The sequence below is a fragment of the Treponema vincentii genome, assembly GCF_010365865.1.
GTDB lineage: Bacteria > Spirochaetota > Spirochaetia > Treponematales > Treponemataceae > Treponema.
Genome location: NZ_CP048020.1, coordinates 949530 through 964419 on the forward strand (window position 1 = coordinate 949530; position 14890 = coordinate 964419).

Below are 14890 nucleotides of genomic sequence, written 5' to 3' on the forward strand. Positions count from 1 at the left end.
TTCTGCGTGGAACCACCGCCATCCTCGCCCAAAAATTGACCTCCTTGTCAATTTTTGGGCTACGAGTTCGCAAGCGAACTCGCTTCTGCGTGGAACCACCGCCATCCGTGGCGGTTCTGATACGTCGAGCATTTATTTTTGTGCAGCAACGCCGTAGACGGTGTCGCTATTTTCAAAGGTGCGGGAAAATTCGCAGCCGCAGTAGTCTTGTCGGTACAACCCCAATTCCTTACTAAGCCTAATAGACTCCAGATATCCGTCTTTTTTCTTAAAGTCGCTCGGCAGCCATCGGCACTTATCAGTGGCGAGTTCCATGCCGATTTCGTTGATTTTTGCGGCACTTTTAAGCGGACTGAGCGAAAGTGTCGTACAGAAAAAATCGAAGCCTTGAGCCGCTGCCTCGCGTACCGTTGCTGCTAGCCGGAGTCGATAGCAACGAAAGCATCGCTCTCCGCCTTCAGGGCAATCTGTATAGCCCTCTGCTATTTCAAGGAATTGTTCATGGCTATAGTCCTGTATCGCGTAATCGATTCGGTACGGGAATTCTTTTGATGCATTATACTGTTCGATTAAACGGATTTGTTCGTCCGCCCGTGTACGGTATTCAAGTTGGGTATCAATGTTAGGGTTATAATAGAAGACAGTTAGCTTAAAATGCCCTGCCAGCCGCTTTATTACCGAAGAACTGCATGGGGCGCAGCATGAATGGAGCATAAGACGCGGCGGAGCTTCGGCAGTAAAGGAATCGCCAATATCCGCGATGGTTTGTTCCATCAATAATTGAAAATTTTGCTTCATATCAATAGGTTTTGCTTAATAAATGATTCTATATCTGCGAGTAATGAGTGGAGCAACTTACCGGATTCTCGGGGCAGCCGGAAGGCAATCGCGCCGGGGTGTCCGCCTCCATCAGTAATTTTAAAATAACTCAGAATCGGGTGTAAATCGATGCCTCGCATCGCTTCGCTCGCCCTAATACGGCATTGTATTTTATTGGATTTGCCGGGAGAATCGTAGTAAGCGGAAATTCCTATGCCTTCGACTTTCTCTGCGATGGCATTGGTTGCCTCCTTAATCATACCGGTAAACTGCGTATATTCGATACTTTTCAGGAAAGCATTCGACTCATCTTCCGATAAAATGACCTTCCCGATGCATCCGGTATAACTGGCGCGGTCGATAATGGCATGATAGATTTTCTCAGTCTCAGCATCGGTTGTTTTCATCACATCCAGCAGCCGTTCCATCGACTCGATTTTTTTTGTACGTCCCTCCGAATGGGTACTTATCCGCAACATCAAATTTAAATGCTTGGAAAAATAGTCAAAAACTTCTTTATCATGCGGATTAGAAATATAATTTCCCATTTTTGCATCGCCGAGCATACCGGTCAGCAGCGTCAGTACCAAATTTCTCGAATAGAGTTCTTCAATGCTGTAGCGTTGCCGTAGTTCGGGATGATTGGCCAATTTATAACATATTCTGCATAAAATTTCGCAGGTACTGGAAGCATGGAGGACTAAAGAATAGGCGGGATCTCCGGAATATGCAGCATCGGAATCAAAGTGATGATCTATTTCAATTTTTGGAATAGACGGGGTATTCAGAAAATCATAGATACAGCCGTTTGCTGCTACCATATCGGGCTTTGGCGTATCAAAAATACAGAGAACTTCGACGGAACGGATCGGCGGCATTGTTCCGTAATATATATTGATCTTGTTATATTTGCAGATGGAAGTGAGGAATTTAAGGTTTTCAGACGGTACGGATTCTAAAAAAATGCTGACATGTTTATTAAATTTGCGCAACAATAGTGCGCCCGCTACCGTCGAAGCATAACAATCTTCATCAGGGTTTTCGTGACCGAGAATCAAAAAGGACCGGTGCGTTTTCATAAGATAATAGATATTTTTTATTACCCGGTTTCGTGCCCCGATAGTCATGTTTTGCCTTTTAAAGTGCAAATCGGGCTTAAACCTTTTACCTCTTAAATCCATATCATACTATTATAACACACTTTGTAATAAAGTGTTATCCAAAAACACATTTTTTAGAAAAATGTCTAATGCGGTCAGTACAGAAGTTGTCAGAAACCTGATGCAGCTGCCTTATGAGCTCTAGGCTTTTTAACGTTTTTTTGATAGAATCGACCGAATTACGGAGAGAATCATGGAGAATGCACTTTGTTTTCATAACGCAACGGTAGTGACCGGTTATTCCTTAATGGAAAACGGCTGCGTCTATGTTAAAGATGGCAAGATTGAAGATGTCTTTAGTGAGCGCCGCTTTTTAAATAAACGCTTTTCTCCGGAAGTACGTATTGTCGATGTCGGTAAAGCGTATATCGCTCCGGGGTTGATTGATACCCACATTCACGGATTTGCAGGATTCGGGACGGAAGACTGCTCTCCCGATTCCATACTTGGTATGTCGAAGGCTCTTGCTGAATATGGCGTAACGGCTTTTAATCCTACACTGTATCCGACCGAACCGGAAAATATGACTGAATGTATCCGCGCCGTTGTCGATGCAATGGGACATGAAGAAGGTGCGACCATCATGGGGTTGCACCTTGAAGGTCCGTTTATTTCGCCGGAAAAACCCGGAGCGTTAAGTCCTTCTGCAATCAGTCCTGTTAATCTGGATTTGATGGATAAGCTTTGGGCTGCGTCGAACGGGAATATTGTCAATATGACTGTAGCTCCGGAGCTTAAAAATATGCGTGAGCTGGCGCTCTATTGCATCAAAAAAAATATTGTGCTGCAAGCGGGGCATACCAATGCGCTTTACGAGAATATGCTTGAGGGAATGCAAGCGGGAATTTTACATTCTACGCATCTTTTTAATGCGATGAGCCAGATGCACCATCGCAACCCGGGCGCCGTCGGTGCGATATTAATCCATCCGGAAATGTCCTGCGAAATTATTGCGGACGGTATCCATGTTCATCCCGACCTTATCCGCTTATTGGCACGGGATAAACCGATCGATAAGATTGTCTTAATAACCGATAGCCTCAAACCGACGGAACAGCGCGAAGGTATGCTGATCGCAAATGGAGAAGAAGTTGTGCTCCAAGGCGGTTGTTTCCATCGTAAGGCTGATGGCGTTATTGCCGGTTCAAGCCTTTCGATGATTCGCGGGGTTAAGAACCTTGTATCCTTCGGCTTTCCGGTAGAAACAGCCGTTCGTTTCGGTTCTGCAAATCCGGCGGAAATTATGCGGTATTCCAAACGAGGTTCCATTATGCCGGGATATGAAGGCGATCTGATCGTATTCGATAAGCAGTTCAATGTGCTTGCAACCGTCATAAAAGGAAATTTGAAAAAAAATTTGTTTTAAGAATAGGGGAAGCTATGCGATTAATTATAAAGTCAGATTATGAGGCTTGTTCCGTATGGGCGGCGGATTATATTTGCAAAAAGATTATGGACTTTGCTCCGGCAGCGTCAAAGCCGTTCGTTCTCGGTCTGCCGACGGGGTCTACACCGCTCGGTGTCTACAAAGAATTGATTAAACGGCATCGAGAAGGAAAGATTTCGTTTAAACACGTCGTTACCTTTAATATGGATGAATATGTCGGCTTATCTCCCGATCATCCGCAAAGTTATCACTACTTTATGTATGAAAACTTTTTTAAGCATATCGATATTTCTTCCGCGGACATCCACATTTTAGACGGTATGGCGAAAGATACTGAGACTGAATGCAAAAAATACGAAGCGGCGATTGCTCAATACGGAAAAATTCATTTATTTCTGGGCGGAGTCGGAGCAGACGGGCATATCGCTTTTAATGAACCGGGTTCTTCCCTTTCATCCCGCACACGTCAAAAAACACTAACGCAGGACACCATTGCGATGAATGCCCGCTTTTTTAACGGCGATACGGCGGCGGTTCCCAAGACGGCGCTTACCGTTGGAATCGGCACCATTACCGATGCCGAGGAAGTGATGATCCTTGCAACCGGTTATAACAAAGCGCGGGCAGTACGGCATGCGGTAGAGGGAAGCGTCAATCATATCTGGACAATTTCTGCGCTCCAGTTGCATCCGCACGCAATTATCGTATGCGACGAACCGGCCACCGATGAACTCCGCGTTGGAACCGTCCGGTATTTTAAAGATATCGAATCTTCAATTTCAGCAGGCGGAACAAAATAAGCATGCAGAAATCACTCAAGTTTCAAACCGTTTCTTTTTTTATCATTCTGGCGATTACCGTTGTGCTGGTAGCGCGGGTGTTTTTACCCTACGCGAGTGTACTGCTTTGGTCGGCTATCCTCTATATTATGTTCGGGCCGCTGTATCATAAACTGCTTAAAAAGCTGAATTCTGAGTCCCGATGGTTTAGAATGCAACAGAGAATTATCGCCGCCTCATTTTCAGTCGGTATTATTATACTGGTTGCCGGGGTTCTGTTCTTTTTTGCTATTAAACTGATCGGGCAGGGGCAGATGTTCGTAAAGAAAATGATGAACTTTTTCGTTACACATCCTCAGCTATTTAGAATGGAAAAAGACGCGCCGCTGAACGAATTGGTCATGCAAATTTCGATGGGAACAATCGATCTTTCGGTATTCGACTTTAAAAGAGAGCTGATGAATTTTTTTATTCAATATGCCGATACGATTGTTCGCTATGCAACGAGTATTGCAAAAAATATCGGTAATTTTGTGCTTTCACTCCTGTTCATGTGTTTTGCGCTTTATTTCCTGTTTATCGACGGGCAATACCTCGCTTCGGTGTTTGTAACGGCTATTCCGATTCAGGTGTCGGAAGGTCAAAAATTGGCGGCAAAGATAAAAGATACTATCACCAATCTTTTTATGGGGTACTTCCTCGTTTCAATATGTCAATTTGCAGCGGCGTTTATTGTGTACACTATTTTTCAGGTCGAAGGTGCACTGCTTTTATCCTTTTTAACTTTTTTCAGCTCATTTTTACCCTTCTTTGGATGCGCGTTGGTGTGGGCGCCGCTTGGGATAGAAATATTGTTAACGGCAGGTTTATTTAAAGGCATTCTCTTCCTCTGTGTCGCAGGTTTTTTTATCAGTTCAATCGATAATTTTTTACGACCGATGTTTTTGCAGAACCGTGTTCAGATACATCCGTTGCTGATTTTCTTTTCGATACTTGGCGGTATCCGTTTTTTTAAGCTGAACGGAATTGTGCTTGGTCCGCTGTTTGTTATCCTCTTGTTTACGCTGATCGATATTGCGCGGACTTCGGACAGTACGGATGCTGAAGTCTAGCCTTGACTATGAATAGCCGCCCGCTGTTATACCATCGGCGTATTGAGCGAATACACCCGTTGATTTCGCCGCAGCAGATGCTTGAAAAAATTCCCGTATCGGAAAAAGCGTGTCAAACAGTGTTGACCGGAAGGAAAGAAGTTGAAGCGATTTTGTCCGGTACTGACAATCGGTTTTTACTGATTGTCAGTCCGTGTTCTATCCACGACCCGGTTTCTGCGGTGGATTATGCCGGCCGATTAATGCGTTTACGGGCAAAATATCGTGATTGCTTTTGTATTATCATGCGGGTGTATTTTGAAAAACCTCGTACCGGTTTGGGCTGGCGCGGTTTAATCGTGGAACCTGCGCTTGATGGGGTTATTAATATTACCGGCGGGCTGGAAACGGCACGTAAAACACTGAGCGCTATAACCGAACTAGGGTTGCCGGTTGCTTCGGAGCTGCTCGACCCTATTGTGCCACAATATACTTCGGATTTTATCAGCTGGGCATCTATCGGTGCGCGCTCCGCCGAAAGTCAGATTCATCGAGAACTCGCTTCGGGTCTGTCGATGCCGGTCGGGTTTAAGAACCCTACCGATGGTGATATCAGTACGGCGATAAACGCGATCGTTTCCGCACGGGAACCGCATGCTTTCCTCGGCATTATGCAGAACGGCAGCCCCGCAGTGATGCATACAAGCGGCAATGAATACGCGCACCTCGTATTGAGGGGCAGCGTACACGGAGCAAACTGTGACAGGGCTTCAATAGAAGAAAGCCGCCGCCTTTTGGCGGAACAGGGCATACGGCCGGTGATCTTGATTGACTGTTCGCACGGTAATTCACAACGTCAGCCCGAAAAGCAGCGGGACATCCTACTCGGAAGCCTCCGGCTGAGACTGGAAACGCCGCAGATTGAAGCAGTCCGCGGCTGTATGCTCGAAAGCTTTATTCAGGCGGGGGCTGTTTCGCCGGAGCATTGCACTGAAAAGAGCGAGTACGGCAAATCAATTACCGACCCCTGCATGAGCTGGGAAATGACCGAATCGCTTCTCACCGAAGCCGCGGATATATGGACAGGGCAACTGCATTAGAAATATTCCAAGCAGTTGCCTTCCTCTTGTATGAAATTTTGTTAAAAATTTCATACATTTTTTTAAGGAAGGACAAGCGCATCAGACAGATAAATAAAAATCGCAGAAGAATGGAGATCGGACAACCATTTGAGACGCAAAGCGGCGAAACTCTGGTTGGATGGTCTCCATTCTTCTGCGGGGTAGTTAGAAAACGGTCTGATGCGCTTGTCCTGTACTCGGAGATATTATTATGAAAAAAATTAAATTGTACACCGATGGAGCATGTTCTCAAAATCCCGGCCCGGGCGGCTGGGCATTTGTGATGATTCTCAAAGACGTTCAAGGCGATCAGTCAGAGCAGGAATTGCTGCGAGGATCCGGCGGGGAGAAATTGACTACGAACAATAGAATGGAATTACTCGCCGTTATTCAAGCACTGACTGCCTATCAAGAAAATATATTGCCGTGCTATGCCGACTGTCCGCTAACCCTGCATACGGATTCCCAGTATGTGCAGCAGGGGATCTCTTCGTGGATAAAAAAGTGGAAGCTGAACGGCTGGAAAACAGCTGCCAGAGAGCCGGTAAAGAATCAAGACCTTTGGCAGCAGCTTGATGCACTTGCCTCTCAGCTCAGTCTTGAATGGATGTGGGTAAAAGGGCATGCAGGAAATCGCTATAACGAACTCTGCGATACCCTCGCCGTAGAAGCAGCTAAAAGAGCAAAGTAATCTAAGATATTTCGATTGTTTTCCGTGACGATTACACAAAAGGGAGGTTTGTATGAAAAACGAAAAAGTATATCGAGAATTAGCGGATCGTATAGCAGCGGCGCAGCACTGTGTTGCCTTTACGGGCGCAGGAGTCAGTACCTTATCCGGCATTCGGGATTTTAGGGGGAAGGACGGACTGTATACGCTGCCTGAAACCGATAAGATGTTCGATATCGAAGTCTTTAGGGAAACGCCGTCGGTATACTATCGGCTTGCAAAGGAATTTATCTACGGGTTACAAGAAAAAGAACCGTCGATTGTGCATCAGGTACTTGCAGGTTTGGAAGCCCGCGGAATGTTAAAGGCACTCATTACGCAAAACATCGACTTATTGCACCAAAAAGCCGGAAGCAAGCACGTTATCGAAGTGCACGGTTCTCCTTCGCGGCATAGCTGTACGCATTGTTCTTATAGTACAACCTTTGAAGATGTCGTCGATGTTGCTCGCAAGGGAGAGGTTCCGCTCTGTCCGAAATGCGGTCATGCATTAAAGCCTGATATTACGTTTTTCGGTGAAGCGCTCCCGTTTGCTGCAATAACGGAGGCTCAACAAGAATGCGGCAGGGCGGATCTATTGCTGGTATTGGGCAGCAGTCTCACCGTGTATCCTGCCGCAGCGCTGCCGCAGCTGACCCTGAAAGCGGGCGGTACGGTGGCTATTGTCAACGAACAGCCGACATATTTTGACGATTACGCAATCCTCCGTTGTACCGACTTGCAGGAGTGTTTTGAATATCTTAAGCATACATTGCTTGAATAACACGGGGACTCTAATAGTAAAATTAAAGTGGGCGTCCCTAAAAATTTAACCATGCTTTTAGGCATGCCAATATTTTGAAAAATTTTACTGGTAAAAAGCGCGAATCAATGATATACTATTTCCAATCTACTATATTTAAAGTTGACAATTGAAAATTCATATCTGAATTGACAGTCGTCTACCTGAGGAGGATCAATGAAAAAAAACATTGCGCTATCGTTCTTATGCTTGTGTACTGTACTTTTTGTACTTACAGGCTGTAAGCCGAAAGAGGATAACGCCGATTTGGATGCGCCGGTAACCCTATCGGTGTATATGCAGATGGATCTCGCTAATCCGCAATCGGCGTATTAGCCCGAGACCGTAGCAGCTTTTGAAAAGCAATACCCGAATATCAAGCTTGAGTTCGAGTATGTGAACGGCGAAGCATTCCATGATAAGTTCCAAATCATGGCTGCTTCGGGGGATATTCCCGATGTATTTACTACGTATGCGGGAGCCCGTTCAGGTTATGTGCTTGATCGCGGTATGGTAAAAGACCTCCGCCCCTACCTGACGGATGATTTGAAAAATCAGTACAATCCTGCTGTTTGGGTGCCCCAGGGACCGAATGGAGAGATCTATATTATTTCACAGAACCTTGCGGTATGTACGGTCGTTTATGTCAATCCAAAACTACAAAAACAACTTGGCTTGACTACTCCAACAACACTCAAAGAAATGATCGATCAAGTTCCTGCTATCAGAGCAGCCGGTTTAACCCCGCTCGCTTTCGCAAACAAGGGACAGTGGCAGGCTCAGTCGCTCTTATTGTCCATGTTGACCGACCGTATGGCTGGTACCGAGTGGTTTGATAAAGCGATGGTCGGAACGGCAAAGTTCTCTGACAAGCAGTTTGTTGACGCAATCAATGTGATTAAAACGATGACCGATTCAAAGTTGTTCCCTCCGGGCGTAAACCAGATGGAGGGTACTGCTTCTTGGGGTGAATTTATTGCAGATAAGGCTGTGTATCTCTTGGATGCAGGCTGGCGTATTTCGGCATTAAAAAAAGCTGCAAAACCCGAAGACTATGCACAGTATCAGCTGATGGCATTTCCTGCTGTTGCAGGGGAAGTTACACATGGCTCCAGTGCTGCGACGATCGGTGAAGCATTCGGTATGAATGCAAAGTTGACAGGTGCAAAAGCCGACGCTGCTTGGAAATTCATTTCCTTTATGTCCGGTAAAGAAGCTTGTGAGATTTTGACAAAGTTCGGAACTATGACTACCTATAAGCTCGACCTTTCAAAATTCGATATTGATCAGCTTACAAAGCAGTATGTTGATCTGATTAATAACCAAAGCATGGGTTATGTTATCGATGCGAAGATGGACAGCGAAGGTGTAAATAGCGTACTCAACCCCGGTATTCAGGCGGTTATGATTGGGCAGAAAACTCCTGCTGAACTTGCGGACGAATACGAAGCATGGGTCGCTGCTAACGATTCCCATCGCAAGAAGTAAAATAAAACTAGAATCCACTGAAGAACGCAGGGAATAATGGGTAATTGGTGATGTTTAATGTACAATTAGAATTGCCACCAATTACCCGTTACTATAATTACACATTATCTATTAAAAACATCGCCGCAGCGATCGGCCTCAGCCATACAGAGATAGAAGCGCTTAACTAATTGAGAACGGATTGTAATTACCCATTACTCATTACCAATTATGAATTATGAATTAAATAGCAAGGCGGTTTACGGTATATGACCTACTTACGGCAAAAGCGGACAAGCTATATTTCTTTTATTTTGCCCGCTTTTATTATTTACATCGGCATTATTATTTTTCCCGTGCTGTTCAGTTTTTATTTAAGTCTGACAAAGTGGAAAGGGTATGGAAAGATGGAGTTTATCGGGCTTGGTAACTATATCAGAATGTTTACCGACCCCGTGTTCTACATCGGCTTGCGGAACAATATCCTCATCGTACTGATTTCAGTATTAGGACAGATCCCGCTCGGACTTCTGCTTGCGTACATGCTCTACCGAAAAATGGTAAAACACGCGAACTTTTTTGAAGTATTGATTTTTTTACCGATAACTATTTCATCTGTTATCGTTGCACAGCTGTGGAACCGGATATTTTCTCCTGTGGGAGTTGTCCCTGCGATTATACGCGATCTAACCGGCAATCCCGACTATATTATGACGATATTTGAAGATAAATATCTTGCAATTGTTCCGATCCTCTTTGTACTGTTGTGGCAGCATACCAGTCTTTATATGGTCATCTTTTTAGCTAACCTGCAGCGGATACCGTATAGCGTTATAGAGGCGGCTCAGCTGGAAGGCGCACGGGAAGGAACAATTTTTTGCCCGCCTTATTGCGCCGATGCTGGCAAATGTTATCTTTATCAATACTATTCTGGCAGTTTCGGGCAGTTTTAAGAGTTTTGACCTCATCTATTCGATGACCGGCGGAGGCCCCTGCGCACTTTACGGAAGTTATCGCCGTTTATATGTACAATACGACCTTTGTATTCCAGAATTACGGATACGGTAGTGCGCTGGCTGTTATCATTATCATCTTTACCGTTATAGCCCTGATGATAAGCCGAGCCGTAACAAAACGCTTTGATTATTAGGAGGCTGATATGACTATGAAACGAAATATGCTGCAGGAAGCCTCCCACGGTTGGCAAACGAGCGCCTACGTTTTAATGCTGACTTTTGCGGTACTTACGCTGTTCCCGCTTATTTGGCTTTTTTATTCGTCCTTTAAGCTGAATGCGGAAATTATGATTCACCCGTTGGCGCTGCCGAAAGCTCCGACCGTTTTTAACTATACCGAATCGTGGGCAAAGGGTGGATTAGGTATTGCACTGGTAAACAGCTTTATCTATACGATTACGGCGACCGTCTCTACCATGCTGCTTGCAATGGCTGCTGCTTTCGGTTTAACAAAATTCCCTTTCAAATCGTCAAAGGTCTTTACTTCGATTTTTGCCTTTGGTTTAATGATCAGCGTTCATGCAGTTATCATCCCGTTGTTCCAACTGGAAGCAAAACTCGGTATGGTGAATACACGCTTAGGGGTTATCATTCCGTATGTTGCTTTCAACCTTCCGATCTCCATTATGATTGCGATTTCGTATGTTAAGGGGATTCCCAATGCGCTCATTGAATCGGCGGAGATAGACGGCGCAAAGTACCGCTACATATTTTGGATGATGATTATGCCGCTGTCCGTTCCCGTCATCGCAACGATGGTTATTCTGTCTTTCTTACAGCACTGGAATGAATTTTTATTCGTGTTTGTCTTTACAACGAAGGCGACGTTGAAGAGCTTGCCGGTTGCGATTACCCAATTTGCAGGGCGGCTCAACATCGACTACGGTTTACAGTATGCCTCCCTCATTATCGGGGTACTTCCGATGATTGTATTCTATATTGTCTTCCACGCGCAGCTGATTAAGGGTTTTGGGGAAGGGGCTCTAAAAGAATAAAGGTGTTCATATTATTTATTATTGAAGGAGTTTTTTTAAATGAATAGAAAAAAGCGAGTGCTTGTGGGCGGAATGCACCATGAGTCCGATACTTTTAATCCGATTACCACCGGACCCGATGATATTTGGGTGTTACGGGGAAAGGATCTTTTAGAGGGAAAGGGGCAAAGTTCCGTTTTCGGTTCGATTGCAACGCTGAAAGAAGCGGGGTACGAGGTTATCCCGACGCTTATTGCACGGGCGGTTCCGAATGGCGAATGGGATAAAGACTACTACCTTTTCGTTAAAACAGGAATTCTTGCAGGCGATTAAAGATGCGCTGCCGTTGGATGCGCTGTGTCTTTCCCTGCACGGTTCGATGCGGGTACGTGAAATCGGTGAGGCTGAAGGCGATTTACTGGAAGATATCCGTAAAATCTGCCCCGATATTCCTATTTTGTCATCGCTCGATATGCATGCAACGATTTCGCAGCGAATGCTCGACTATGTAGACGGCTATGTAGGATATAAGTGCGCCCCGCATACGGACACATATGAAATCGGCATTCATGCGGCACGTATGACTATCGAGACATTGGAAAAAGGCATCAGGCCGGTTATGTCGGCGGTTAAGATTCCGTTTCTTATCGCAGGTGAACAATCGGAAACCAGCGTTGAGCCGATGAAAAAGTTGACGGCAACGTTACGCGAATACGAGAAACAGCCGCACATTATGGCAGCTTCGTACCTGCTCGGCTTTCCGTGGTCCGATACTGCCGACAACGGTGTTACGGCGATGGTGGTAACCGACGGAGATAAGCAGCTTGCAACCGAAAAGGCACGGGAGCTTGCTCAGTTGTTCTGGGATACCCGAAAAGAATTCTGCTTTTACAACGAGACCCGCGAACCCGCCGACGCCCTTGTCCATGCACGCTCCAGTGTTGAAGCAGGTGTGTATCCGGTGGTGCTTTCCGACTCAGGCGACAATCCGACCGCCGGTTCTTCGCAGGATGTAACCAACTTCTTAAAGGCAATCCTTGCCGATCCCTTCTTAACCTCGTTAAACCCGCCGCTGTGTTATCAGGCTTTTTACGACCCCGCCTTAGTTGCAGCCGCCTTTAAAGTCGAGGAAGGAAATATCGTAGAGGGGACGCTCGGCGCCGCCTTCGATAAAGAAAAGAGTTCACCCATTCAAGTAAAAGCGACGGTAAAAAAACTATGCAAGGCATGGGCAGAGGCACAGAATAGTGATATGGCGCTTTTGGATGTCGGCGGCGTCGATGTCGTTGTAACTTCAAAGCATGTCGGCTGCTATGACCCCGAAATGATGCGGGCGCTCGGCGTTGAACCTACGGAACGCAAGGTCATCGTCGTCAAGCTTGGTTACCTTGAACCGGAAATCCGCGCCATTGCAAAACGCTCGATGCTCGTGCTCACCGACGGCAGCACCAACGAAGTGTTCTCCCGTCTGCATTATAAATACTTGCCGAGTCCGATGTATCCGATGGATAGGGATATGGACTGGCACGTCTAGTCCTTTTGAAATATACGGTGTATCTACTGCGTTGCTGCGCGAAAATTAATCCTCAACGTATCAAAGATACGCCTGCGGTTAATTTTCGCTCGCGCCTTGTATCTACACCGTCTATTTCAAAAGGCTGACGGAAAGGGTGCAGCTACTTCGTGCTGCACATAAATTAATCCTCAACGTGGCAGAAGCGGCACGGATGCCGCTGGTTCTAAACAGTAACCAGTTTGCTTGCAAACTGGCAGCCCAAAAATGAACAAGGAGGTTCACTTTTGGGCGAGGGTGGCGGTAGTTCCACGCATTAACGTGTTTGCCCTTGCAGCCAAGAATGTAGACGGACGTACATTCTGTGGCGAGGAATGTCGAGGGAAAGATAAAAATTAATGGATTAGAGGTGTATTTCAAGCCATTTTTGCCTTCGTGATGAAGAAAAATCTATTTGTCTTGAACTGCTCGTTAGTTTTGTTACATAATCGGTACAATTAATTGTAAATCCAATTCTTCAATTTGCTTAAAACCTTTATCAGCAGTGATAAGGGGTGAGCCATTTACGATAGCAGAAGCTGCAATAATTGCATCAGGGAGTTTTGTTCTATATTTCTTACGAATTTCTATTGTCTTTCCTTTTATATCATTTGACAGGGTTATTTCAGTGCAGTCATTTATAAAAGCTCTTGTACTTTGACTTTCCGTTTCAGTCATTCCGGAAAAAGATAAAAGTTCCATTGCAGAAATTATTGATAATGCAAGATTTTTCTCCAGATAAGGAAACATACAAGAATTGGATGCCCTTACACTAGGCATCAATTCCCCGGCTAATTTTCGTGCTCTAACTTTGACAAATAGGATAAAGACGTTATAATAATTAGTAACACGATTTCAACAGGAGTTTGTCAGCATGTTTGACAGGGCTAAAAACTTATCCTATGAAGACCTTGCAGCGATGTTGGCGGCCAGTCCCGATCTTAACAGTATGAATTTTGCCGGTCTTACACTTACCGGCATTGATTTTTCCGGAAAAAGGCTTTCCGGCTGTTCGTTTGCGCATACCTGTTTTACGGACTGCTCCTTTACGGGAACGCGGGTTAGGCTGTCGTTTTTTGATTTTGCCCGCTTTGTACATTGTATCTTTGATAAAGCCGATATTCAGCTTTCCTGCTTTGCAGGGGCGTCCTTTGATGATACCGTTTTTACCGATTCGGAACTGCTTATCAATAATTTTACCGGGATTACGACGCATGAATGCACTTTTAAGGATTCGGACTTGTATGCTTCCCGTTTTATTCACTGCTCGTTGCACAAGACGCCATTTGAAAATTGCAATATAAAGAAAGTTCATTTTACAGACAATGTGTATGATGATGTGTCGTTTAAATCTTCCAATACGCGCGTCGCTTATTTTGATACCGAGGAATTCATAAAATGAAAATATACCCTCACTACTCACCTCAAGGCTCTGTGAACAGTTATCTTGTCGGAAATGAGGTAAGCAAAGAAGCGTTAATTATCGATCCGGGAAAGATAACCGGTGAAGTAATCAACCATATCGAAAAGAACGGATATACGCTTGTCGGCGTATTCATTACGCATAATCATATCCGCCATTACGGGTACGGACTTCCGACTTTGTTAAAAATTTATAATCCGCGTGTATATGCGGCGGATCAAGCGCTTGTCGGTAAACATGGAAAGATGTTGTGGGGAGATTGCACGATCCCGATTGCCGGTTTTTCCGTTGAATGTTTTTCGGTGCCCGGTCATTCGCCCGATTCTTATTTATTTAAGATAGATAACTGTATTTTTACCGGTGACAGTCTTACCGCGGGGATAACCGGCAGCACGCTGCATAGTTTTGCGGCAAAAACGCTTGCGGAACAGCTGGAAAAAAAGCTGTTTATTCATGATGATGCACTTCTCCTTTTTCCGGGACACGGTCCGCCGACTACGATCGGAGCGGAACGGAAATTCACGCATCTATCGATTTTTAAGGTTGACAAAAGTATGGTAAACTTTATACCATATAAAAAATAGACTATA

At 45.2% G+C, this 14890-nt stretch carries 13 protein-coding genes and 3 pseudogenes; 13 read left to right on the forward strand and 3 right to left on the reverse strand.

Annotated features, from left to right (window positions below; all coding sequences use genetic code 11):
- Positions 1 to 132: 132 nt before the first annotated feature.
- Both GWP43_RS04420 and GWP43_RS04425 read right to left on the reverse strand, forming a co-directional pair.
- A complete protein-coding gene (locus tag GWP43_RS04420; RefSeq protein ID WP_162663005.1) occupies positions 133 to 798 on the reverse strand; it encodes an epoxyqueuosine reductase QueH in 666 nt (221 codons plus the stop codon).
- Entirely contained in the window at positions 795 to 1898 is a 1104-nt protein-coding gene (locus GWP43_RS04425) for a DHH family phosphoesterase (RefSeq protein ID WP_230978032.1), read from the reverse strand. Before GWP43_RS04425 ends, GWP43_RS04420 begins: the two co-directional genes overlap by 4 nt.
- 274 nt (positions 1899 to 2172) lie before the next feature.
- Here GWP43_RS04425 and nagA point away from each other — a divergent pair, with 274 nt between their 5' ends.
- From nagA to GWP43_RS04475, 11 genes and pseudogenes are all read left to right on the forward strand, one after another.
- Positions 2173 to 3345: an N-acetylglucosamine-6-phosphate deacetylase gene (nagA, locus tag GWP43_RS04430; RefSeq protein WP_162663008.1), complete on the forward strand. Its 1173-nt coding sequence runs from the start codon at positions 2173 to 2175 to the stop codon at positions 3343 to 3345.
- Positions 3346 to 3359: 14 nt separating this feature from the next.
- Entirely contained in the window at positions 3360 to 4166 is an 807-nt protein-coding gene (gene nagB, locus GWP43_RS04435) for a glucosamine-6-phosphate deaminase (RefSeq protein WP_162663010.1), read from the forward strand.
- 2 nt (positions 4167 to 4168) lie between these two features.
- Positions 4169 to 5257, forward strand: a complete 1089-nt coding sequence (locus GWP43_RS04440; protein ID WP_162663012.1) for an AI-2E family transporter — start codon at positions 4169 to 4171, stop codon at positions 5255 to 5257.
- 8 nt (positions 5258 to 5265) lie between these two features.
- A complete protein-coding gene (locus GWP43_RS04445) occupies positions 5266 to 6336 on the forward strand; it encodes a 3-deoxy-7-phosphoheptulonate synthase (RefSeq protein ID WP_162664742.1) in 1071 nt (356 codons plus the stop codon).
- Positions 6337 to 6568: 232 nt separating this feature from the next.
- The gene (gene rnhA / locus GWP43_RS04450) at positions 6569 to 7048 is read left to right on the forward strand and encodes a ribonuclease HI (RefSeq protein ID WP_203232446.1); all 480 of its coding nucleotides are present in this window, start codon (positions 6569 to 6571) and stop codon (positions 7046 to 7048) included.
- A 52-nt stretch (positions 7049 to 7100) separates the two neighbouring features.
- Positions 7101 to 7850, forward strand: a complete 750-nt coding sequence (locus tag GWP43_RS04455; protein WP_162663013.1) for a Sir2 family NAD-dependent protein deacetylase — start codon at positions 7101 to 7103, stop codon at positions 7848 to 7850.
- A 195-nt stretch (positions 7851 to 8045) separates the two neighbouring features.
- Positions 8046 to 8204 (forward strand): hypothetical protein, encoded by a 159-nt coding sequence (locus GWP43_RS14520; RefSeq protein WP_230978033.1) that lies wholly within the window; start codon positions 8046 to 8048, stop codon positions 8202 to 8204.
- 21 nt (positions 8205 to 8225) lie between these two features.
- Positions 8226 to 9356, forward strand: a pseudogene (locus tag GWP43_RS04460) (ABC transporter substrate-binding protein); the annotation flags it as partial.
- Positions 9357 to 9604: 248 nt separating this feature from the next.
- Positions 9605 to 10485 (forward strand): annotated as a pseudogene (locus GWP43_RS04465) (carbohydrate ABC transporter permease).
- A gap of 9 nt (positions 10486 to 10494) precedes the next feature.
- Entirely contained in the window at positions 10495 to 11346 is an 852-nt protein-coding gene (locus GWP43_RS04470) for a carbohydrate ABC transporter permease (protein WP_162663015.1), read from the forward strand.
- A gap of 39 nt (positions 11347 to 11385) precedes the next feature.
- Positions 11386 to 12859 (forward strand): annotated as a pseudogene (locus GWP43_RS04475) (M81 family metallopeptidase).
- Between the two features lie 459 nt (positions 12860 to 13318).
- On the opposite strand, the gene GWP43_RS04480 reads toward GWP43_RS04475, so the two are convergent.
- The gene (locus GWP43_RS04480) at positions 13319 to 13627 is read right to left on the reverse strand and encodes a type II toxin-antitoxin system VapC family toxin (RefSeq protein WP_230978035.1); all 309 of its coding nucleotides are present in this window, start codon (positions 13625 to 13627) and stop codon (positions 13319 to 13321) included.
- Positions 13628 to 13751: 124 nt separating this feature from the next.
- Here GWP43_RS04480 and GWP43_RS04485 point away from each other — a divergent pair, with 124 nt between their 5' ends.
- The gene (locus GWP43_RS04485) at positions 13752 to 14279 is read left to right on the forward strand and encodes a pentapeptide repeat-containing protein (RefSeq protein ID WP_162663019.1); all 528 of its coding nucleotides are present in this window, start codon (positions 13752 to 13754) and stop codon (positions 14277 to 14279) included.
- Complete coding sequence (locus GWP43_RS04490) at positions 14276 to 14884, forward strand: MBL fold metallo-hydrolase (protein WP_162663021.1); 609 nt, start codon at positions 14276 to 14278, stop codon at positions 14882 to 14884. Before GWP43_RS04485 ends, GWP43_RS04490 begins: the two co-directional genes overlap by 4 nt.
- Positions 14885 to 14890: the final 6 nt, after the last annotated feature.